Raw genomic sequence first — 21,906 nt, 5'->3', positions numbered from 1 at the left:
GGCCAAGGCTGACGGCTGACGGCTGACGGCTGACGGCTGAGCGCTGACCACTGACCGCTGACCGCTGACCGCTGATAGCTTTGGAGGATTTATAGTAAAAGCTCTATCTGCGGTTTTCTGAAAATTGTGGTCAAATTAAAACTGACCTACTATTGAGCTAGCCTCTGAATTGCCATGGAAATTCTAGAAACCGTAACCTTTGATAATGCCATCGCATTCACGGAATCGATAATGACCAAAATGGCAACAGGGGAACTAACATCGCCAGAAATTACCGAAGCGATCGCATCCTTAGTCAAAACCAAAAATGGTGCTAGAGGTTTCTTTGTCACCTACCTTACCAGTGACAGCACCTTAGCCGACAATCCTTCACCAGAGGTGATCACAGCTCTAGAGTCATCCCCTGAAATCGTAGCCGAACTGTTAGTCAAAAATTTAGCTATGTCAGCGGCAATGGGATTGAACCATCGCCGCAATGGTAAAGAAGACATGGCTCAAGGATCAGACCGAGTGCGATCGCGTAGTGCTAATCTCATTAAACAACTAAACATGCCAAGCCTGTTTGACATTGCCCAACAGTTAAGGCAAAGCGCCCTTACTGGAGTTGGCAACTACCAAGAATTTCTGCAGCGCTGGAGATACGATTCTGAGCAAAAACAGGTCATCCATCAAGCTTTATCTGAAATTCTTGACGAATAACCCATACATTTTCAGCAACGTTTGAGGGACATGGCTTATGCTATTGCCTCTTGCTAGCATGCCTCTTGCCTTTCCCTGACAGAGTATGTTCACCTATCAAATCTATCTTATATATCATGGCTAATGATCAAAATTCTTCACCTATCTGACATCCACATGGGTAGTGGCTTCTCCCATGGACGAATCAACCCTGCTACTGGAATCAATACACGTTTAGAAGATTTTGTCAATACCCTAGCTAAATGTATTGACCGAGCCATTACCGAACCTGTGGATTTAGTTCTTTTTGGCGGTGATGCCTTTCCCGATGCCACACCACCACCCTATGTTCAACAAGCCTTTGCCAATCAATTTCGCCGCTTAGTAGATGCAAACATTCCTACAGTTTTACTAGTAGGAAACCACGACCAACACTCCCAAGGACAAGGAGGTGCTAGCTTATGCATTTACCGCACCTTAGGTGTGCCTGGATTTGTAGTAGGAGATACCATCACCACTCATAAGATTCAAACCGACAATGGTCCGGTACAGGTGATTACTCTACCGTGGCTAACCAACTCCACCCTTCTCAGTCGCCCAGACACCGAAGGTCTAACCCTAGCCGAGGTTAACCAACTCCTGATCTCACGGCTTGAGCCAATCTTAGAAGCAGAAATTCGTAAACTTGACCCAAACCTGCCAACGGTCTTGTTAGGTCATTTAATGGCAGACCAAGCTAGATTTGGTGCAGAGCGCTTCCTCGCAGTTGGTAAAGGTTTTACTATTCCGCTCTCGCTGCTTACTCGACCCTGCTTTGATTATGTAGCTTTAGGACACATCCACCATCACCAGAATCTCAACCACTCCAATGACCCTCCAGTCATTTACCCTGGCAGCATTGAGCGGGTCGATTTCAGTGAAGAGAAGGAAGACAAAGGTTATGTCATGATTGAGCTGTCCAAAGGTCGCGTTCAGTGGGAATTTTGTCCCTTGTCAGTGCGTCCCTTCCGTACCATTGAGGTCAACCTTGCTGAAGCAGATGATCCCCAAAGTACTTTACTAAACGCTATTGGTAACGAAACTATTAAAGACGCTATAGTCCGGCTGATTTACAAGCTACGTTCTGAGCAGCTCGACCTAATTGACAATACTGCGATACATGAATCCTTGAGGGCAGCTCACCACTATACCATTCGCCCAGAATTAGTCAGCCAGCTAGCCCGTCCCCGGTTGCCGGAACTGGGTATAGGTAACAGTATTGATCCGATGGATGCGTTATCGAAATATCTAGAGAATCGGCAAGACCTCAGAGATATTGCTGCAGATATGCTAGAAGCTGCAGAATGCCTATTAGAAAAAAATCGGTAATTGGTAATTAGCTAGTTGCGGGAAAACTGCCACCGATGAAGTGGATATCACTGAAGGTTTCGATCCACAGACGAGCGCCACAATCGAGTGGGTTATCAGGCTGATAGACAATCCGACAAGGACCGAGGATTTCTACTTGGTTGCCGTATAGATTGTTGCCGCTTCGTTTTACTGAAATCACTGGCTTCCGGTCTTTGGGACTTTTGTGCATATTCGAGCCAATGTGATTGCGGTTGACATTGATCTTAGCTAGAGCCGGAGGACGATTTTTACGCCACTTACCCTTTGGACCACGTCTACCTTTGGTAATTTGAGGCAGATGGTTAAACAGGGGAATAATCCAGAATTTACCGCTTTTATAAGCACCTCTAACCCGGCCAGAGCTTAGGAGTTGTCGCAATCGTCTAGAGGAGATTCCTAACAGAGATGCCGCTTCAGTAGTACCAACGCACTTGTTCATCAGTTGATTTTCCAAAACTATTCCTATAAAACTATAATAAGATAAAATTTGTGGAATGCCAAATCATGGGGTTCTATTAATTAATGCATCAGCCCTCAGCACTCAGAAGATTCCCTGAATAACATTGAATGTAATTAGGGCTATCATTAGACAAATCAGGTCAGTTGGAATGATAGGTTGGGACTTTTGGAATAGCTAAAAATGGCAATCAGTGCTACTGTAGGATGCCATACTGTTGCGCTAGTTATCCTACATGGTTGAATCAATACCTAAGCAAAACTACCGTGAAGATCCAGGGTCAGCCATCGTAGGCTTCACAGGTCAACAGTTTCAGCAACAGCTGCTTGACAAAACCTGAGTAGACATCTGTTCTAACTCCTGATTAACCTGATGGTTTGTGCAGCATAACTGGTAACGCTCCTAACACCTGATGCAATGACAGCACTGCCCATTCCCCACCAACCCTCAAGTTCAACCAATAGCACCAACTCCTATGCTGGTGCTAAGAAAAACCCTGTGTCCACCCTCAAAGAACTGGTTGCACGTCTTTATCGAGAACAGCACAAGGTTCAAGATTTGTTAAGCTCATTGGGGTTTGCCTTACGCAGCTTCAACAATCTCAATCAGTTTTTAGAGTTAATTCCTCTAATGGCAGCACGGGTCAGTGATGCCGATGGGGGAGCTTTAATCTTGTTCAATCGAGATGGTCAGGTACAACGCTCTGACCTACACTACCAGAACCCTCAGGTGGGTCAGACTATTCGTAAAGCCATAGAAAAGACCACCCACCAAGTGACAAGTCCTAATGGCCAAGGGGGGAATTCTCAGCAGACACCAACTTCTATGAAACTAGTTCAGGCATCCTTTGATAAACTCTTGAGGGATTATCTTGAACCCAATATCAAACTGTTTAGTCTTCCCATTCTGCTTAAAAATGCTGAACAAGGACATTTGTATATCTTTAGCCATGACCCACAATATAATTGGACACCGACACGACAGAAGTTGGTAAGGTTAGTGGCTGACCAAACGGCAGTAGCGATCGCTAATGATGAACTTAAAGTTGAGCTACGCCATAAAGAACGCTTAGATCGAGAGTTAGAAATTGGTGCCGATATCCAAATCCGCCTACTACCGCGCCAATGCCCTGAAATTGAAGGGGTGGAATTAGCGGCTTTCTGTAAAACCGCTAACCGTGTCGGAGGTGACTACTACGATTTCATTCCCACCAACTACGACCAGCTCGGACCGAAAAACTCCGGGGATGCTCATCTCAATGATGACCACAGTGCTTATTTACCTTGGAGCATTGTGATTGGTGATGTGATGGGAAAAGGGGTTCCGGCTGGGTTGATTATGACTATGACCAGGGGAATGCTGCGAGCAGAAGTGCTAAACGGTCACTCCCCTGCACGCATTCTCGAACACTTGAACCGGGTTATGTATGTTGACTTGGAAAATTCCCATCGGTTCGTTACCTTGTTTTATTCTGAGTACGACCCCAAAACCAAGATTTTGTCCTATAGTAATGCCGCTCACAATCCCCCCTTGTTGTGGCAGGCATCAACCCGTTCTATCAAACCCTTGGATACCGCAGGGATGCTGATTGGTTTAGAAGTTGATTCTCAATACGAAGACTCTCACGTGCAGCTAGATTCAGGGGATACCATTATTTACTACACTGATGGCGTGACCGAGGCAGCCAATCTCAATGGCCATCGCTTTGATGAGGACAATCTAACTCAAAGCTTCCAGTGGGCCTGTGAACATAGTTATACTGCTCAGGAAATTTTAGATTACCTATTTGAGCAAGTGCAGCAGTTTACTGGTACAACAACTAACGGAGATGATATGACACTGGTCGTAATGCAGGTAAAATCAAGGTTTCACTAAAAGATTTAAGGTATAGGAAAGCAGAGCAATGGTGATTGTAGGCATACAAACAGCAATAGTTCCGTTATTATGCATTAGCGATTGGACTGATGTCTTGGGATGGCTGAACTCTCACTTACCCATCGATGGGCTAGTTTTGGCTCAAACTATTGAAGATCCAGATGTACTTGGTCAAATCAAGACGGCCTGGCAAAACTTTATTGATTCTGGTCAGGCTGCGGCGCTGGTGATTGGCTTAGTTGTTGGTTACTTATTCAGAAATCTAACTTCGTTTAACTAAATCGTCAGGTGTCAGCCGTCAGCTTTTAGCTCACGCTGCTTGAGGTGCTGTCAGCCGTCAGCTTAAGGTACATCTCGTTCGGGTAGCGTGCGCCTATGGGAAATGCGCAATGCCCAAACGGTAAAATTTAATAGTTCGAAATTGCTTATGCTAATCGCACCTAAGCTGATAGCTGTTCGCGTAGCGTGCGCGTAGCGCTTATGCTGATAGCTGAATGCTTATACTAAATCTAACTTCGTTTAACTCGTCTTGTGTCCTTTATCTTGTTTCCAAAACTGTGACTGAGCAAAAAACCTGGAGTCAGCGATTTGAATCAGCGTTACATCCAGCAATTGCTTGCTTCAATGCCAGTATCGGCTTTGACATAGAACTGATTGAGTATGACATTACTGGTTCTGTGGCTCATGCCAAGATGCTTGCCCATACTGGCATTATTTCTGAGTCGGAAGCTCAGCAGCTAGTAGCTGGCTTAGAACAAATCCGCTCAGAATACCACCAAGGAAAATTTAACCCTGGTGTTGATGCGGAGGATGTACACTTAGCTGTAGAACGCCGCCTTACTGATATTGTGGGTGATGTTGGCAAGAAGCTACATACAGCGCGATCGCGTAATGACCAAGTTGGTACGGATACCCGACTCTACCTCCGGGAGCAGATTGATCAGATTCGTAGCCAGTTACGTCACTTCCAAGAGGTCTTGCTCAATCTTGCCAAAGCTCATGTTGAAACCCTGATTCCTGGCTATACTCACCTGCAACGGGCTCAGCCAGTCAGTTTAGCCCATCACCTGTTAGCTTACGTAGAAATGCTAGAGCGGGACTGGCAGCGTTTAGGGGAAATCCGACGGCGGGTGAATATCTCACCCCTCGGTTGTGGAGCCTTAGCAGGGACTACCTTCCCCATTGACCGACATCATACCGCAGAAACCTTGCATTTTGAAGGAATTTATGGTAATAGCCTCGATGGAGTAAGCGATCGCGACTTTGCCATTGAATTCCTCTGTGCTGCCAGTTTGATCATGGTACATCTGAGCCGATTGTCAGAGGAAATCATTCTCTGGTCATCTCAGGAATTTGGCTTTGTTACTCTCCTGGATAGTTGTGCTACTGGTTCTAGCATCATGCCCCAAAAGAAAAATCCTGATGTTCCCGAACTGGTACGAGGTAAGACTGGTCGTGTCTTTGGTCATCTACAAGGGTTGTTAGTTTTGATGAAAGGGCTACCTTTGGCTTACAACAAAGACTTGCAAGAAGACAAAGAAGCACTGTTTGATAGCGTTAACACTATCAAAGCCTGTATGGAAGCCATGACCATTCTCTGGCAGGAAGGGTTAGAATTTCGTACCGAACGTTTAGCATCAGCAGTTACTGAAGATTTCTCTAACGCTACCGATGTCGCTGACTATTTAGCCTCAAAAGGGGTTCCGTTTCGGGAAGCCTACAATCTGGTGGGTAAGGTGGTCAGAGGTTGTTTGGGATCCGGGAAGTTACTGAAGGATTTGAGCCTCGAACAGTGGCAAGCGTTGCATCCAGCCTTTGCAGAGGATATTTATCAAGCCATTGCCCCTACTCAAGTAGTAGCTCGTCGGAATAGTTATGGTGGCACTGGTTTTGACCAGGTTAGGCGAGGGATTGAGGATGCATGCGATCGCCTAAATTCAAATCATGATTGATCGCTAATTTATCTCTAATATTAGATCTTCTCAATCGCGTAGCGTGACCGTAGGTCAGTCTTGCTTGCGCCATTCTTGCGCCAGTACAAAAATACTTAATAATAGGGAAGTTAGGAGCGGGAAACTTCGGATCAGAACTAAAGATGTTTAGTTAGTTTTTGGATTAAAACATACTTTTACTTTTGTTTATTCCAATAACATAAACTTGACTTATCCTGACTCGAAGCTCCTGACTAGATACTCCTAAATTTTCTACATTGACAGCAGTAGTTAATCAACTAGGGTAGTTACTTATGGGAATATCAGGAATCAGCTGATAACTGACTCATTACATCGCACCAGTACCACCTTGGTAATTATTATCCTCATTATTTTCTGCTGTTGTTTCCTCCGACTTAGGAGGTTTAGTACCGTACCGTCTATTTTTGGAAAAACGGCCCGTATTACGCTTGGATTTCCGAAACTTACGGGCGTAAGCTTGATTCCGCTGCGCCTTTTCCTTTTTTAGATTGCGGCGCTTTGCCATGTTTACCTCATTGATAAAAAAACAAAAACACTATCAAACCCAAGTCTTACAATAAATTCAGCTTGGTTTATTTAAGTTACCCATGTCACCCACGGGAAAGGAAAATGGTTAGTTTTCCAAACCAGACTTCTTGATTGTCCTCGAAGCCTAGTGTTTCTAGAATCCACTGCGACTACGATTTCCGCGATTGTTGTCGTTGTCGTTATTTTTTGGTCTAGCTTTACGGACGCGCATAGAACGTCCCATCCATTCTGCACCATCTAGCTCAGCAATGGCCGAATCTTCCTCATCCGTTGTCCCCATATCAACGAAAGCGAATCCACGCCCTTGACCTGTTTCCCTATCTTTAGGAACTGCTACTTTTGATACTGTACCATACTCCTGAAATACTTCCTGTAAGTTTTCAGAGGTAACCTGATAATCTAGGTTGCCAATGTATATAGTCATTTAGAGTTGTCCATCTGATCGAAAATGTTCAGATGAAGGTCGGTGAGAGGGCGAAGCACTGGTGCATATCTACCCAGGTTATGACATTGATGCAGCGCGGTCAAAGCAGGACACCCCATGAGCGACTACCGGTGCGGTCAAAGGAGGCCACCCCATTAGCGCTTTGCATCAAGACAGAGATTTAACCAGAAGTGATTCGCCTGTGAACCGGTCAGGTATTCCTTAGGCTCCTAGCTGTTAACTACTCAGACGTTCAACGTTGAATTGCATCACAATGGACTTTTCAATCACTGACGTTACCGAACTTGCATCCATAATGTCTATCATAGCAGTCAGTAAAAGCAACACACACACTCAACAGCCCTATCATCACATGAGAAGATTATGGCAATTTGTCCAAACCGTTCTCGGAATTATATTTCGACATCCTATTACCGGTACGAGCATCATTCCACTCTTGCCGGATGGGCGAATTGTACTAGTTCGACGTCGTGACAATGGTAAGTGGGCTCTACCAGGAGGGATAGTTAACTGGGGTCAAGATATTCCAACGACTATCGAACGGGAATTATTTGAGGAAACTGGACTGGAGTTGCTCAAGATTCGCCAGTTATTTGGGGTTTACTCAGCACCAGGAAGAGATCCCAGAGTTCATTCTATCTGTATTCTGGTAGAAGCTGATGTCACCGGAACCATGGAGGTACAGGACGTATTGGAAATTAGTGAAGTCAAGGCGTTTGAACCGGAAGCTATCCCTAAGGGAAACCTCAGCCATGACCATGACCGTCAGTTACAGGACTATTTTGAGGGTAATATCACCGTTGCTTAATTCCCCACAAAAGTCACCGCAGCAACTAACTACCAACCACTGACAATATTCCCCAAAAGATTAAGTAAGGATCAACAATAATCTGAGCCGCTATTGCAGGAAATTGGGATTGGAAATAAGTAACTAACTGCTCAGAGTCGCCGCCAGTCATAGCAATCGGACTGTTGGGAAACTCCCTTTGCCAATCCTCAATAAAATCCCGGATACTAGCCAATACTGTATAGACAACACCACTTGCTATTGCCTCTGATGTCTCCAGAGACCAACGCTTTGGTAACTGAGCTGGTAGTTCAATCGCAGGTAATGCTCCAGTTTTTTGTGCTAGAGACTGTAACTGTAATCCCAATCCTGGTAAGATAGCTCCTCCGATTAGCTGTAGGTTTTGGTTAGCCCCAGTAAAGGTTAGAGCAGTACCAGCATCAATAACTAAAACTGGATAACTATACCTATGACCAGCACCAAATACGGCCAAGGCGCGGTCAATGCCTAGGGTGGGATATAGTCCGGAAAGGGGTAAATCTTCCAGGGTCAATATTGTAGTATCGGAATAGTTTTGCCAGAGTGCTGTTTGGGCAGGTACTACTGAAGCGATGTAAAGGGGTAATAGCTTGGATGGGTCTGATCCCTGAGCTGCTAACTGGGATGGAAAAATTTCCGCTGACATTACATTAGACCTCCAGTCCTTGATTAACTGCGCTACAGCTGCTGGGGTTAGATGGTTGGTATCCCAGGCTTTTTTCAGGGTGTTATCCACAAACCAAGCCCAATGTAACCGGGAATTGCCAATCACTAATCCTAAAAAGCTGTTTGCCATAGTTGTCATATAGCAGTTATCAATTCGGTAAGGTACTTTAGTTTTGGGTTAATGGGAGTAGGGAGTCGGGAGTCGGGAGTCGGGAGTAGGGAGTCGGGAGTCGGGAGTCGGGAGTCGGGGAAATAAATTTGCCTTTTGCCTTTTTCTTTGCCTAATCGATTCTAGATTTCTTTTTTTGGGAAGACTAGTCACAGTGGGAAAAAATCCCTGTTCCGGAAGAGAAAACGGTCAAGTCATCATTGACGTTATCCCTGAACTAGAACGAATCATTGGCAAACAGTCTCCTGTGCCAGAACTATCAGCTGGTGCAGCACAAAATCGTTTTAATCGACTGTTCCAGAAATTCATCCAAGTCTTCACTACTGCTGAGCATCCCTTAGTTATTTTCCTAGATGACTTGCAATGGGTAGATTCAGCATCTTTGAAATTGATGCAGTTGTTGATGAGCGAAACTGATACTCGTTATTTGCTGCTGATTGGAGCCTATCGGGATAACGAAGTCTCTCCAACCCATCCGTTAATGTTAACGTTGGATGAGATTAGCAAAACTGAGGTAAACGTTAATAGTATCACTCTAGCCCTAAAGCATTGACCATGAATAGCTGATAGCTGGCAAGGGTAGCATGAGCCTAGGGCGTTAGCTATCAGCTATTGGTGGTGACTGAACCATAATAAATCCTAAATCAGAGCCATAGCATATCCTAATCCAGCTTTCGCAAATATTTGTGTAAAAATAAAGAAAAGTTACATAACTTAAAAATAGCGGATAAAGGAGTAAAGGGATGGTAGTACTCACTGACCGGGTTCAAAAGCGGCTAACCATAGATACTAGCGAGATTGCTCCAGATACCACAACTATTCGTTCTTTGGATTGGGATCGCGATCGCTTCGACATCGAATTTGGACTACAAAACGGCACCACGTACAACTCCTATCTGATTCGGGGTGAGAAAATTGCCTTGGTCGATACCTCCCATGAAAAATTCCGCCAGCTATATTTAGATACTTTAACCGGACTAATTAACCCTACCGATATTGATTACCTTATTATCAGCCATACCGAACCAGACCACAGTGGCTTAGTAAAAGATGTGCTTGCACTGGCTCCAGATATTACTGTGGTGGGCTCAAAAGTGGCGATCCAGTTCCTAGAAGACTTTGTACACCAACCGTTTCAGCGCCAAATTGTCAAAAGTGGTAATCAGCTGGATTTAGGCAATGGGCATATCCTGGATTTTGTCAATGCCCCTAATCTTCATTGGCCCGACACCATGCTCACTTACGATGCTGGGACTAAGGTGCTGTATACTTGTGATGTCTTTGGCATGCACTACTGCTCTGCTAGCACCTATGATGACAACCTCAGCGCTATCGAAGCAGATTATCGATTTTACTACGAATGCCTGATGGCTCCCAATGCCCGTTCAGTGCTATCTGCTCTCAAGCGGATGGATAAGTTGGGAGAGGTGACTACTATTGCTAATGGTCATGGTCCTCTACTGCGCCACAATGTAGAACAACTGGTAGGAAATTACCGCGACTGGAGTCAAGCCAAGGCCAAGGCAGAAAAATCCGTTGTTGTGTTTTATGTCTCAGATTATGGCTATAGCGATCGCATTTCTCAAGCGATCGCCCTAGGGATTACCAAAACTGACATTGCAGTGGAGATGATGGACCTCAAATCCGCTGACCCCCAAGAGGTTCAGGAAGCAGTTAACCGTGCAGCTGGCATAGTGATTGGCATGCCTCCAACCACAAACAGCACCACTACAGCAGCAGTTAGCACGGTACTGGCTGCGGTCAAATCCAAGCAATCCGTTGGTCTGTTTGAATCCTATGGCGAAGATGACGAACCGATTGACCCCCTACGCAGTCAATTTAGAAGCCTAGGACTCAAAGAAGCCTTTCCTGCGATTCGGATCAAAGACACTCCTAGTGAAACCATTTACAAGCTTTGTGAAGAAGCTGGTACTGACATGGGGCAATGGCTGAGTCGCGATCGCTTGATCAAGAACATGAAATCCCTAGATACAGACCTAGACAAAGCCCTAGGTCGTCTCAGTGGTGGATTGTACATCATCACCGCTAAGAAAGGGGATGTCAAGAGTGCCATGTTAGCCTCTTGGGTGAGCCAAGCTAGCTTCGAGCCTTTGGGTTTCACCATTGCTGTAGCCAAAGACCGGGCGATTGAATCCTTGATGCAAGTGGGAGACCGCTTTGTACTCAATGTACTCGAAGAAGGCAACTACCAAGACTTAATGAAACACTTCCTCAAGCGCTTCAAACCTGGTGCTGACCGCTTTGCAGGGGTGAATACACAAACCGCACAAAACGGTTCCCCGATTCTGAGCGATGCCCTAGCTTATCTAGAGTGTAAAGTTACTACCCGTATGGAGTGTAGTGATCATTGGATTGTTTACTCTACCGTTGAGACCGGAAGGGTTTCTAAGCCAGAGTCTCTGACTGCTATCCACCATCGGAAAGTGGGAAATCATTACTAAACCTACATCTTGCACCAAGTTTAAAATTTACCTGTAAAGGTAGGGAACGGGGAACAGGGAACAGGGAACAGGGATAAAATCTGAATCTCTCTTGATGCAGTCGCTCATGGGGGAAACCACGGCAGTCGCTCATGGGGGAGACCCCCAAGACCGCGCTGCCTTCCCAAGACCGCGCTGCATCGCTTTCCGTACTGAAATTGATTGTGATCACTTCCGTTCTGTTATTAAGTTTTTTTCTACTGGTGCAAGATCTCAGCTGCGCGCCTAGGGGCGATCGCGCCAAAGCGCAACACTAGTAAGAAACACATTTTTATTGAAAATCTTAAATCCTTGCTGGGGTTTGGGTTTTAAAATGTGTTCCTTAAAATGTGTTCCTTAAGAGTTAAATACTCTAGCATTTATAACATTAATGAGGTACACATATTTTTCACTCCTCTCTATTACCTGCTACCTGCTACCTGCTCCCTGTTCCCTGTTCCCTAAAACCAGGAAATGTGTACCTCACCAAATTGAAAACCGCTATAAATGTAACCGGCTAACTTGAACCATGAACACTACAAAACCCCGTGACGTCCAACCCCTGCATATTGCTACCGATACCCTCATATTGCGATCGCGTACTTGGGACCGGCTCAAATTTGAAATCGAATATGCCTTGCAACGAGGCACCACGGCTAATTCTTTTGTAATTCGAGCTGATCAAATCGCCCTATTCGATCCACCAGGAGAATCTTTTACAGAGGTTTTTCTCAAAGCATTACAAGAACGCCTTGATCCGAAGCTGATCGATTATGTCATCCTTGGTCACATTAATCCCAATCGCCTGGTTACTCTGAATGCTTTGCTCAAACTTGCTCCTGAGATTACCTTTGTTTGCTCCAATCCTGGTGCTAAATCTTTGCGTACTCTGTTTGAGAAACTAGAGGATAAAGCTATTCCAGAACAGGAGCTCAAAATCCTGGTGATGAAAGGGGATGATACTCTCGATTTAGGTGAAGGTCACATCCTAGATTTTATCCCTACCCCTAATCCCCGTTTCCCTGATCAGCTTTGTACCTACGATCCTAAAACTCAAATCCTATTTACAGATAAATTATTTGGTGCTCATGTCTGTGGGGACCAGGTAATGGATGAAGGTTGGAGGGTTTATAACGAAGACCGACGCTATTATTTTGATTGCCTGATGGCACCCCACGCCCGACAGGTAGAAACAGCTTTAGCTAAATTAGCTGACTTTGATGCTAAGCTTTATGCTACCGGTCACGGACCCTTGGTGCGCTATGGCTTTCAAGAACTAACTGAGTCTTATGGGAAATGGAGTAAGCAACAACAAGCTCAAGAGGCCAATGTTGCCCTAATTTATGCCTCAGCTTACGGCAATACTGGAGCGATTGCCCAAGCGATCGCACGAGGTATCACTAAAGCTGGTGTATCGGTAGAATCCCTTAACTGCGAAGTAGCTGACCCGGAAGAGATTGGAGCTGCTGTTGAGAAAGCAGACGGATTTATCATGGGTTCTCCTACCCTAGGAGGTCATGCACCCACCCAGGTTCAAACCGCTTTGGGTATGGTTTTATCTAGCGCTACGAAAACTAAGCTAGCGGGTGTTTTTGGTTCCTATGGTTGGAGTGGGGAAGCCATTGACCTATTAGAAAGTAAGTTCCGGGATGCCGGTTACAAGTTTGGCTTTGAGACGATTCGGATCAAATTTAAGCCTACGGAGAAAGACCTCAAATACTGTGAAGAAGCTGGTACAGATTTTGCTCAAGCCCTGAAAAAAGCCAAAAAAGCCCGGAAACCAAAGCGATCTGCCGGTGAGTCTTCCGCTGCCCGCACTGAGCAAGCGGTGGGACGGTTGACTGGTTCATTATGTGTTGTGACTACTAAACAACAAGACCTGACCGGAGCGATGCTAGCTTCTTGGGTATCTCAAGCTACCTTTACCCCTCCAGGGTTAACCGTAGCGGTAGCTAAAGAACGAGCAATTGAGTCTTTGATGCACACTGGGGATAACTTTGTCTTGAATGTGTTAGAAGATGGGAAACATTTACCCTTGATGAAGCAGTTTATCAAACCCTTTGGCCCTGGTGAAGACCGATTTGGTGGGATAAAAATAGAAGAAGCAGAGAATGGTTGTCCAATTATAACTGATGCCCTAGCTTATTTGGAATGTACTGTAGAAAATCGGATGGAATGTGGTGACCATTGGCTAGTTTATGGGGTAGTTAAGAATGGTAAGGTGCTATCTGATGGAGTAACTGCCCTGCATCATCGTAAGTCGGGAACCTATTATTAATAGGACATAGTTTTTTTTAAAGGGAACAGGGAATAGGGAATAGAAGGAAGCATGTCACCTTTGTAACTAAGTATATAGATCCCCCCTAACCCCCCTTAAAAAAGGGGGGAATTATATTCAAAAGTCCCCCTTATTAAGGGGGATTTAGGGGGATATGACATGCTTCCGAATAGAACTATATCTTAACCTTTACTTCGACTGCTATAGACCTAAAACAAGTGATGCTTAGCAAAGAGTATCGCTTTTTTTTAATCTATAGCCAGGATCATTATACTTCATAAAAATCTCCCCATCTTCCCATCTCCCCACCCTCCCCACCCTCCCTACTCCCTACTCCCTACTCCCTACTCCCAAATCGGGCTATTTTCAACTAGCTGCTATAATAGAAATCTCCAGAAAATCGGTTTTGACCCAGGCAGTGCAAGGGTTTGAGGTGAATTTTTGGAGATGTCTAATATTTCGGTGCCAAGTACTAATCACAATGAAGTCTAAACTCAAATATATCCTGCGTTGCACTTTGTGTGGAAAAGAGTATGAACCAGACCCTTTCCGCCTTTGCTGTGACGAGAAACATGAGCCATCCCTTCTGCGTGCTGTCTATGCTAACGAAAAGCTAGAAGTCAAAGAGAATCTCCCAGGTTTATTCCGATATATCGATTGGCTACCGGTTGATCGATACTTAGAGGCAGATGGTAAACCGATTACGTATCAAAGCAAAAATCTGGCTCACCATCTCGGATTAGATCATCTTTTCATTTCTTTCAATGGCTACTGGCCAGAGCGAGATGCTCATCTTTCGACTTGTTCGTTTAAAGAATTAGAAGCTTTCCCGATCTTAGCGAGAATACCAGAGGATAACCCCAAAACCCTTGTGGTTGCTTCAGCTGGAAATACGGGTCGAGCCTTTGCTACGGTTTGCTCTAAGCTGAAAATCCCCTTTTTCTTGGTGATTCCAGAGCAAAATTTATCCGCCATCTGGTCAAAGGAGCCGTTTGATTCTTGTGTTCGTATGATCGCTGTTGGTGGGAATGGTGACTACTCCGATGCGATTCGTATCGGACAAATCATCAGTCAATTAGAGGGTTTCTTTCCGGAAGGAGGAGCTAAAAATGTAGCGAGACGGGATGGAATGGGGCTAACCGTTGTGGATGCTACAGTAACCATTGGGGAAATTCCTGATCACTATTTCCAAGCTGTCGGTTCCGGTACTGGTGGGATTTCAGCTTACGAAGCGAATCTCAGATTTTTAGCAGATGGCAGATTTGGCAACAAAAAAATGAAGCTTCACCTCTGTCAAAACATTCCTTTTACACCCATGACCGATGCTTGGAACGCGGGTAAGCGAGAAATTACTGCTTTGAGCGAAATAGAAGCAAAAAAATGCATTAGTCAGGTTTCTGCTAAGGTACTTACCAACCGAAATCCGGCTTACTCTATTAGCGGAGGGGTTTATGAAGCATTGGCTGATACTGATGGAGAAATGTATGGTGTCACTAATGACGAATCAGAAAAAGCAAGGGCTTTATTTGAGCAATTGGAAGGAATAGATGTTAGTCCTGCTGCCGGTGTGGCAACTGGTGCTTTAATTCAAGCAGTTGAAGCGGGGAAAATAGCTAAAAAGGACACCATTGTCCTCAATATTACCAGTGGAGGTTACAAACGGATGCGCCAAGATTATCCGTTACACTACCTCAAACCTAGGATTTTCTGGAACAGAGCATTAGCAGTGTATCATAAGGGTTTACCAATTAAACGGCGTTGCTGAATTAAGGAATGAATGCGCGATCATCTGGTTTTATTACAGCCCCCTAAATCCCCCAACTTTGCGGTGCGACCCGTGGCGAATTTAATTCGCCTACGGAAAGCGCACCGGGGGAGACTTTAACTTACTTTTCTCCCCCAGGATTGGGGGTCAGGGGGCGNGGGGTTTATGAAGCATTGGCTGATACTGATGGAGAAATGTATGGTGTCACTAATGACGAATCAGAAAAAGCAAGGGCTTTATTTGAGCAATTGGAAGGAATAGATGTTAGTCCTGCTGCCGGTGTGGCAACTGGTGCTTTAATTCAAGCAGTTGAAGCGGGGAAAATAGCTAAAAAGGACACCATTGTCCTCAATATTACCAGTGGAGGTTACAAACGGATGCGCCAAGATTATCCGTTACACTACCTCAAACCTAGGATTTTCTGGAACAGAGCATTAGCAGTGTATCATAAGGGTTTACCAATTAAACGGCGTTGCTGAATTAAGGAATGAATGCGCGATCATCTGGTTTTATTACAGCCCCCTAAATCCCCCAACTTTGGGGGACTTTGAGAGTTTTGTTCCCCCCAAAATTGGGGGGTTAGGGGGGCAAAACCATACCCATAATCAGCAACGCCAGTTAAACAGCCTAATATCCATGAAAACCTTATCCACTCTTGCAGTCCATCAACTCAAACCCTTTGGGGTGAAGCTGACGAATGTTGATGTTAATTCCCCAGAACAATGCGATCGCATTCGAGAGCTGCTGTATGAAAATGGGGTAGTGCTCATCCCTCCTGACGGAGGCAGTTTCGGTGATCAACCAATCCAAGCTGATGCCAGCCTGTTAAAGTTGGCGGGACTTTTCGGGAAGATCGAGAACTACCACCCAGTAAACGCACCCAAAGACAGCACTGGCAAGGTGCAAATTCTGGAAACCATGGGTGACACAGGGATTCCAGCGGATTCCTTTCTATTCCACTCAGATATGAGTTGGCGAGTTAACCCATCCCGCGCCAGCGTACTATGTGGGTTTATCCTGCCTCCTAGCGGTGGTAATACCTGCTTCCAAAATGCTAACCAAATGTACCGCAATCTCTCACCAGAACTAAGGGAGCAGTTGCATGGTATCAGCGCTCTCCACTCTCTCCAGAAGGGTTATGCCCGGGTCAACCGACCGGATGACGTGACTAATGACGTGCAGTCTATTCATCCGGCAGTGATTAAGCATCCTGACACAGGTGTGCCACTGCTCTATCTGAACCCGAATTTCACCGTGTCCTTGGTAGGAATGTCGGAAGAGGAGAGTACGGAACTTTTGAACCGCGTCTTTGAGCAAGCCAACCGTCCAGACCAGGTTCTTTGCCATTCCTGGACTAAGGGGGATGTGGTGATCTGGGACAACTTTGGAGTGCAGCACCTGGCTAGGGCAGACTACCTTGGCCTGCGCCGAATGCATCGGGTGGTGGCTCACGACCCTTATCTGCGGACAGAGCGCTATGTAGGGGAAACAGGGGATGTCAAAGAAGCCATCAGTAATATCGAGCACTACCTCAAGCAAGATGACAATCAGGCTGGTTATCAGGAATGGGCATTCCGCTATGAACAGGATGTAAATCAAGCTGGCTACAAAATCCCAGCCATTGCCACGGATATTTTGGCGCAATATGTCGGTCAACTGGTGCAAACCGATAAACCACTAATCTTGGATGTGGCGGCTGGTACAGGGCAGAATGCCTTGCTGCTGATGCGTAATCATGGCCTCACCAACCTAGAGGCAATGGACGTTTCCACCGAGATGTTGTTTGAGGCGCGTCGCCGGGAACTCTACTGTAAGTATCATGTAGAAGATGCTAATCAACCCTTGCCCATAGCCGACCGTCAGTACGATGCTGTGCTGTGTGTGGGAGGGCTTTCAGCAAGCCAGATTCGAGCACAACCAGCCTTGGAAGAGTTCATCCGGGTCACAAAGGATGGCGGACTGGTAGTCTTGTCAATGCGGGAAGCTGAGAGTGAATACACTGCCGAGGTTAGCCGACTAGTGACCACAGGGGTGGCTGAGGTGGTACACGAGCACTCATTTGTGGGCATTGAAACCAACCAGGAAGTACACCACCACATCTTTGTCCTGCGAGCACTGGGCGACGACAATTCAGACCAGTCAGCGGCCCAATACAACCAAGCACGCAGCCCCTTTGGGGTAAAAGAGATCTTGGGATTTCTCCGCCCAGGAGATGTGGTATTAGACGCTGGCTGTGGCACAGGGCAGCACGCACGATACCTTGCTGAGGTGGCCAGTAAAGTTGTGGGAATTGACACAGATTCCGCGAGGATTGCGATCGCCCAAGAAAATTGTCAAGACTTGGACAATGCCAGCTTTGAAGTGGGTTCTGTCACCAAGCTTCCTTTTGAGGACGGTTGCTTTGACCTAGTGCTGTTGGCTCAAGTGCTACACCACCTTGGAGGGGAAGATGTGCATTCAGGCGAAACTTCAACGTCTTTAAGGGAGCAATGTGAGCGGGCGATCGCGGAAGCCAAACGAGTGCTGAAAGCTGGTGGACGACTTGTACTTGTGACTACTAGCCGAGAGCAGCGTCGTAAAGCTTACTGGCATTTTAACCTATTTCCAGAATCAGCCTGGGAGCGTCTGGATTCGGTCTGGTCCCTGACCGAGGGTGTTTGGTTCACATCGCTGATGGAAAAAATGGGGTTCACCATGACTGGTAATGTAAGCCCAGCGGAATCCCACTGGATTGAAGCCCAGGATGAAAAGATGGTGAGGCTAAGCCTTGACCCTGGTTGGCGGTCAACAGATGTGGCATTTGCATTGCTGACACCTGATGAAATGAGTCAGTTTGTGGCTAAGGTCGAGGGGGTGCTAGGGGATGGCTCTGCAAAGGAGCTAATCAATGGGGCGCTTGCAGGGCGTGCTTCCCATGGGGAGGCTACCGTTTATGCCTATGATCTTAAATCTGAATAAAGCCCTGTTGTGATTGTTGATATTTTCCTCAAGGTGGAGAAAATCGGGAGTATGTCACCTTTGTAATTATGTACATAGATACCCCCTAACCCCCCTTAACGAAGGGGGGAATTAGATTCAGGAATTAGATTGAAAAGTCCCCCTTATTAAGGGGGATTTAGGGGGATCTGAATCAGGAATTAACAAAACTGACATGCTCCCGGTAAAATCTCATTCAGTCAAGTTATTTCTTCGTTCCTTCAATCATCACACCAACCCAGCCCAAATCATGAGTTTTCATGGAAAACCCTATAGATTCAAGCAACTCCTGGAAATAGCTGAAAGGATAAGCATTAGGACAATGGGAACCCCCTTCTAAAATCACTTGATTGCCATTGATACTTTCTACTTTTAAACCCGTTTTAGCATAAAAGCGTAAGCGCTCATCCATGACTTCTGGACCACATTTGAAAGTCGAAATAAATATCTTTTCCTCTACTAGTTTTTCGAGATTATCGAAAATAATTTCATGAACTTCTTGAGGAATATTGCCAATCGTATTCCATCCCAATAAAGCATAAGTAAAAGTTTCTTGAACCAGAGTGGGTAAATGTTCTGCTCTTCCGAGAATGACGTTTACATTATCAAAAGTGGCAGTTGATTCTTTAGCTAGGTTTACCAATTGTTCAGCAAAATCAATTCCTGTGATCTTGCCGACAAGGGGAGCAAGATGACGAAGATAACGTCCCTCACCACATCCTACCTCCAGAACACTATCCACCCCTTCAAAGGTTCTCAGTATAAATTCTTCTTCTAACTTCTGATACTCCCTGACTCCTTCTGTCTCATTTTGAGGATCGAGCAAAGTCAATCCGATCCCTTCGTAAAAGTCTTTGCTATCTTTCATGATGTCTTCTATCCTTTAACAGCTTCACATAGTTTACCAGCATCAAGTAAATTATGGAAAAAGATTTCTAGATCGGCTTTTTGCAGTTCAGGGTTAGCGAGAATTAACCGAATCATAACCAGACCTTGATAATGAGCATAGTTTACAAAAGCTGTTCCCGAATGAAATAATCGGTTGCGTATGTCTAGATTCAGCTGGTCTAACCCAGTAGCGTCAAGCGGTTCATCTTTGGGGATATAACGGAAACAAATATTCAAAAATTGTGGTTCAGCGATTAATTCTAAATTATCGCAACTGCGGATATACTCGGTGGCATAATTAGCTAGGTCAAATAAATGATTGACCAGCTGCTCATAACCTTTTTTACCATAGTATTTCCAACACAGCCATAATTTAAGTGCATCTACTCTCCGACCACATTGTAACGATTTAGTTCCTAAATTATATAAATCATTTTCATCATCATGGAATAGATAATCGGTACCTCCCCCAGAACAAGCCTCTGACAATATTCCTTTTTCTTTGACTAAAATAGCCGAACAAATTAAAGGAACTCCCATTAACTTATGAGCATCCCAAGTAAAGGAATCAAATAACTCACTTCCTGCTAACAAATGCTGGTGTTTTTCACTAAATAAAACCGGCCCACCCCAAGCAGCATCCACATGCAGCCACAAGCCATATTTCCTAGTAATTTCGGCAAGGGTTGGTAACGGATCGAAGGCTCCTAAAACAGTTGTACCGGCAGTTGCACCCACAAAGAACGGTGTTTTTTCTTCTGATAAGCTCTGTTGAATCGCAGCTTCTAGTGCTTCGGGAATCATTTTGCCATCAACATCAGACTTAACCTTGACTAAATTTTTGATACCAATCCCTAACAAATTGGCAGCTTTTAAATAGGAATAATGAGCTTGATCGGAAACAAAGGCGACTAACTGATGATTACCCAATCCCTGCAATTTAGCTTCTGGTAAAACTTGATGTCGTCCACAAAGCATTCCGATCAGATTAGCATTACTTCCTCCAGTTACCATCAATCCTTCACCTGGATTAAATCCCACTAAACTGGTCAATTTTTTAATCAATTCTATTTCCATCAGGGTGGCTACTGGGGCGACATCATAGGTGTGCATGGTAGTATTCGTGGCACTGGTCACCATGTCGGCTATTATTCCCGGAATACTAGACCCACTAAAAAGTAGATTAAAAAATTGAGTGCTACCGGTTCTAACGCTATAGTTCAGGTAAGATTCTACTATAGGAATTAACGCTTCTAACGCTACTCCCTCATCGGGTAAGGTTAAATCGAGTTTTTCCTTAAGATCATTAGCGGTTTGATAATTAACGACTTTGGGCTCGGGTTCCAAATTACCGTCTAAATAGTTGAGAATTATGGTAAAGGCTTTAGTCAGGGTTGTTTTTCTATGGTTCATAGGGAGTAGGGAATGGGGAGTCGGGAGTCGGGAGTCGGGAGTCGGGAGTCGGGTTTGGTAAAATTGACTCTATAATATTACCATAAAAAAACGCTATTCTTGGATAGAATATCGACAGCTGTACTAGGAGTTAGTCTAATACAAATAAGCGGCAATTATATCAATAATAACCGGTTTTGGATATTAAATCAACCAGATAAAAATTTTAATTATTCTATCGGTAGCAAGGAAAGTATAGTTGAGGACATAGTATTTTGGTTTATATGATGTCAGGATAATTACCCTGTCTTGATGCAGTCGCTCATGGGGGAAACCCCCAAGACCGCGCTGCATCGCTTAATAAAAATCTCCCGATCTCCCCATCTCCCCATCTCCCCATCTCCCCACCCTCTCCTTAATTATGGGTATTCAACCAGACTTGATATTAGGGGGGATTCCTGTTCCCTAAAACCCAGGACGAGGTATATCACCGAATTGAGAACTGCTATAATTACCATTAAGAGAAGTACCATTAACAGAAGAGTCAGAGCCTGAAGCCAACATGACTAAATTCTTAGTTGAAGGAACAAAATCATCGAGAAAGTCTAAGTGATCCCCAGCCAGAGAGTGTAACTCTTCTGGAGTGCCTTGGATTTGCAATTTTCCTTTTTCGAGCATGATAATCCAATTGGCTCGCTGAATCACTTTCGGGCGATGACTAATCATAATAGTGGTTTTGCCTTGGCGAGAGGATAGTAATTGATCTAACACTTGAGCTTCGCTGACTGGATCGAGGGCACCAGTGGATTCATCTAAAATTAGGACTGGTGGGTCAGTAACTATAGCTCTAGCAATAGCCAATCGTTGCCTTTGGCCCCCAGAGAGATTGGCACCAAATTCCCCTAAAACCGTTTGATATTTGTCGGGTAGTTCGCTGATGAAAGAGTCAGCCCCAGCTATCTCGCAAGCTTTGACAATCTGCTCAAAAGTGACCTGGGGATAGCTAAAGTGGAAATTGTCAATGATGGAGCGACTCCAGAAGTGGGGTTCTTGTGGTACTAATATTATATCAAATCCGGGTGTAGACTTATTGTATAGAGTGAGTCGGGAAAGATCTATGC

At 45.0% G+C, this 21,906-nt stretch carries 21 protein-coding genes and 1 pseudogene; 13 read left to right on the top strand and 9 right to left on the bottom strand.

All coding sequences use genetic code 11. From position 1 onward, the window contains the following. The first annotated feature begins 174 nt into the window (after nucleotides 1-174). Nucleotides 175-699 carry a sll1618 family protein gene (locus tag BJP37_RS23605; protein ID WP_075902433.1) on the top strand — a complete coding sequence of 175 codons (525 nt, stop codon included), beginning with the start codon at nucleotides 175-177 and terminating at the stop codon, nucleotides 697-699. A gap of 123 nt (nucleotides 700-822) precedes the next feature. Next, nucleotides 823-2,046, top strand: a complete 1,224-nt coding sequence (gene sbcD / locus BJP37_RS23600) for an exonuclease subunit SbcD (RefSeq protein WP_075902431.1) — start codon at nucleotides 823-825, stop codon at nucleotides 2,044-2,046. 7 nt (nucleotides 2,047-2,053) lie between these two features. Here the strand turns inward: sbcD and BJP37_RS23595 are convergent, their stop codons facing one another. Further along, entirely contained in the window at nucleotides 2,054-2,506 is a 453-nt protein-coding gene (locus BJP37_RS23595; protein ID WP_075902429.1) for a helix-turn-helix domain-containing protein, read from the bottom strand. 435 nt (nucleotides 2,507-2,941) lie between these two features. Between BJP37_RS23595 and BJP37_RS23590 the strand changes: the two genes are divergently transcribed. From BJP37_RS23590 to argH, 3 genes are all read left to right on the top strand, one after another. Continuing rightward, complete coding sequence (locus BJP37_RS23590) at nucleotides 2,942-4,399, top strand: GAF domain-containing SpoIIE family protein phosphatase (protein WP_075902427.1); 1,458 nt, start codon at nucleotides 2,942-2,944, stop codon at nucleotides 4,397-4,399. A 28-nt stretch (nucleotides 4,400-4,427) separates the two neighbouring features. Next, nucleotides 4,428-4,679 (top strand): hypothetical protein, encoded by a 252-nt coding sequence (locus BJP37_RS23585; protein WP_198954156.1) that lies wholly within the window; start codon nucleotides 4,428-4,430, stop codon nucleotides 4,677-4,679. A 277-nt stretch (nucleotides 4,680-4,956) separates the two neighbouring features. Then, complete coding sequence (gene argH, locus BJP37_RS23580) at nucleotides 4,957-6,351, top strand: argininosuccinate lyase (protein ID WP_075906402.1); 1,395 nt, start codon at nucleotides 4,957-4,959, stop codon at nucleotides 6,349-6,351. A 328-nt stretch (nucleotides 6,352-6,679) separates the two neighbouring features. On the opposite strand, the gene BJP37_RS23575 is transcribed toward argH, so the two are convergent. After that, nucleotides 6,680-6,877, bottom strand: coding sequence for an Asl3888 family RNA-binding protein (locus tag BJP37_RS23575; RefSeq protein WP_070394677.1), 198 nt, complete (start codon nucleotides 6,875-6,877; stop codon nucleotides 6,680-6,682). 156 nt (nucleotides 6,878-7,033) lie between these two features. After that, on the bottom strand, nucleotides 7,034-7,324 hold the full coding sequence (gene rbp / locus BJP37_RS23570) for an RNA-binding regulator (protein ID WP_075902425.1): 291 nt from the start codon (nucleotides 7,322-7,324) through the stop codon (nucleotides 7,034-7,036). Between the two features lie 373 nt (nucleotides 7,325-7,697). Between rbp and BJP37_RS23565 the strand changes: the two genes are divergently transcribed. Beyond that, the gene (locus BJP37_RS23565) at nucleotides 7,698-8,153 is read left to right on the top strand and encodes an NUDIX domain-containing protein (RefSeq protein WP_081431301.1); all 456 of its coding nucleotides are present in this window, start codon (nucleotides 7,698-7,700) and stop codon (nucleotides 8,151-8,153) included. Nucleotides 8,154-8,178: 25 nt separating this feature from the next. On the opposite strand, the gene BJP37_RS23560 is transcribed toward BJP37_RS23565, so the two are convergent. Together BJP37_RS23560 and BJP37_RS39890 are read right to left on the bottom strand one after the other, a co-directional pair. Continuing rightward, nucleotides 8,179-8,976 carry a pantothenate kinase gene (locus tag BJP37_RS23560; protein WP_081431300.1) on the bottom strand — a complete coding sequence of 266 codons (798 nt, stop codon included), beginning with the start codon at nucleotides 8,974-8,976 and terminating at the stop codon, nucleotides 8,179-8,181. A gap of 39 nt (nucleotides 8,977-9,015) precedes the next feature. Beyond that, the gene (locus BJP37_RS39890; protein ID WP_158069736.1) at nucleotides 9,016-9,159 is read right to left on the bottom strand and encodes a hypothetical protein; all 144 of its coding nucleotides are present in this window, start codon (nucleotides 9,157-9,159) and stop codon (nucleotides 9,016-9,018) included. 28 nt (nucleotides 9,160-9,187) lie between these two features. On the opposite strand from BJP37_RS39890, the pseudogene BJP37_RS23555 reads away from it, so the two are divergent. From BJP37_RS23555 to BJP37_RS23530, 7 genes and pseudogenes are all read left to right on the top strand, one after another. Then, nucleotides 9,188-9,547 (top strand): annotated as a pseudogene (locus BJP37_RS23555) (ATP-binding protein); the annotation flags it as partial. Nucleotides 9,548-9,749: 202 nt separating this feature from the next. Then, nucleotides 9,750-11,468: a diflavin flavoprotein gene (locus tag BJP37_RS23550; protein ID WP_075902421.1), complete on the top strand. Its 1,719-nt coding sequence runs from the start codon at nucleotides 9,750-9,752 to the stop codon at nucleotides 11,466-11,468. Nucleotides 11,469-11,562: 94 nt separating this feature from the next. Further along, the gene (locus BJP37_RS39885; protein ID WP_158069735.1) at nucleotides 11,563-11,736 is read left to right on the top strand and encodes a hypothetical protein; all 174 of its coding nucleotides are present in this window, start codon (nucleotides 11,563-11,565) and stop codon (nucleotides 11,734-11,736) included. 279 nt (nucleotides 11,737-12,015) lie between these two features. Further along, a complete protein-coding gene (locus BJP37_RS23545; RefSeq protein WP_075902419.1) occupies nucleotides 12,016-13,764 on the top strand; it encodes a diflavin flavoprotein in 1,749 nt (582 codons plus the stop codon). Nucleotides 13,765-14,245: 481 nt separating this feature from the next. Then, the gene (locus BJP37_RS23540) at nucleotides 14,246-15,529 is read left to right on the top strand and encodes a cysteate synthase (protein ID WP_075902417.1); all 1,284 of its coding nucleotides are present in this window, start codon (nucleotides 14,246-14,248) and stop codon (nucleotides 15,527-15,529) included. Between the two features lie 173 nt (nucleotides 15,530-15,702). Beyond that, nucleotides 15,703-16,008: a PALP domain-containing protein gene (locus BJP37_RS37260; RefSeq protein WP_229415430.1), complete on the top strand. Its 306-nt coding sequence runs from the start codon at nucleotides 15,703-15,705 to the stop codon at nucleotides 16,006-16,008. 157 nt (nucleotides 16,009-16,165) lie between these two features. Further along, nucleotides 16,166-18,487 (top strand): TauD/TfdA family dioxygenase, encoded by a 2,322-nt coding sequence (locus tag BJP37_RS23530; protein WP_143727761.1) that lies wholly within the window; start codon nucleotides 16,166-16,168, stop codon nucleotides 18,485-18,487. Between the two features lie 223 nt (nucleotides 18,488-18,710). On the opposite strand, the gene BJP37_RS23525 is transcribed toward BJP37_RS23530, so the two are convergent. From BJP37_RS23525 to BJP37_RS23515, 4 genes are all read right to left on the bottom strand, one after another. Next, on the bottom strand, nucleotides 18,711-19,373 hold the full coding sequence (locus BJP37_RS23525) for a class I SAM-dependent methyltransferase (protein WP_075902411.1): 663 nt from the start codon (nucleotides 19,371-19,373) through the stop codon (nucleotides 18,711-18,713). Nucleotides 19,374-19,381: 8 nt separating this feature from the next. Beyond that, on the bottom strand, nucleotides 19,382-20,806 hold the full coding sequence (locus BJP37_RS23520; RefSeq protein WP_075902409.1) for a pyridoxal phosphate-dependent decarboxylase family protein: 1,425 nt from the start codon (nucleotides 20,804-20,806) through the stop codon (nucleotides 19,382-19,384). A gap of 183 nt (nucleotides 20,807-20,989) precedes the next feature. Then, nucleotides 20,990-21,139, bottom strand: coding sequence for a hypothetical protein (locus BJP37_RS39880; RefSeq protein ID WP_158069734.1), 150 nt, complete (start codon nucleotides 21,137-21,139; stop codon nucleotides 20,990-20,992). Nucleotides 21,140-21,250: 111 nt separating this feature from the next. Next, nucleotides 21,251-21,906: ATP-binding cassette domain-containing protein (locus BJP37_RS23515; RefSeq protein WP_143728019.1), on the bottom strand; the 656-nt coding region annotated here is incomplete at its 5' end.

Source organism: Moorena bouillonii PNG (assembly GCF_001942495.1).
GTDB lineage: Bacteria > Cyanobacteriota > Cyanobacteriia > Cyanobacteriales > Coleofasciculaceae > Moorena > Moorena bouillonii.
This window is presented reverse-complemented; position numbering and strand designations above follow the sequence as displayed.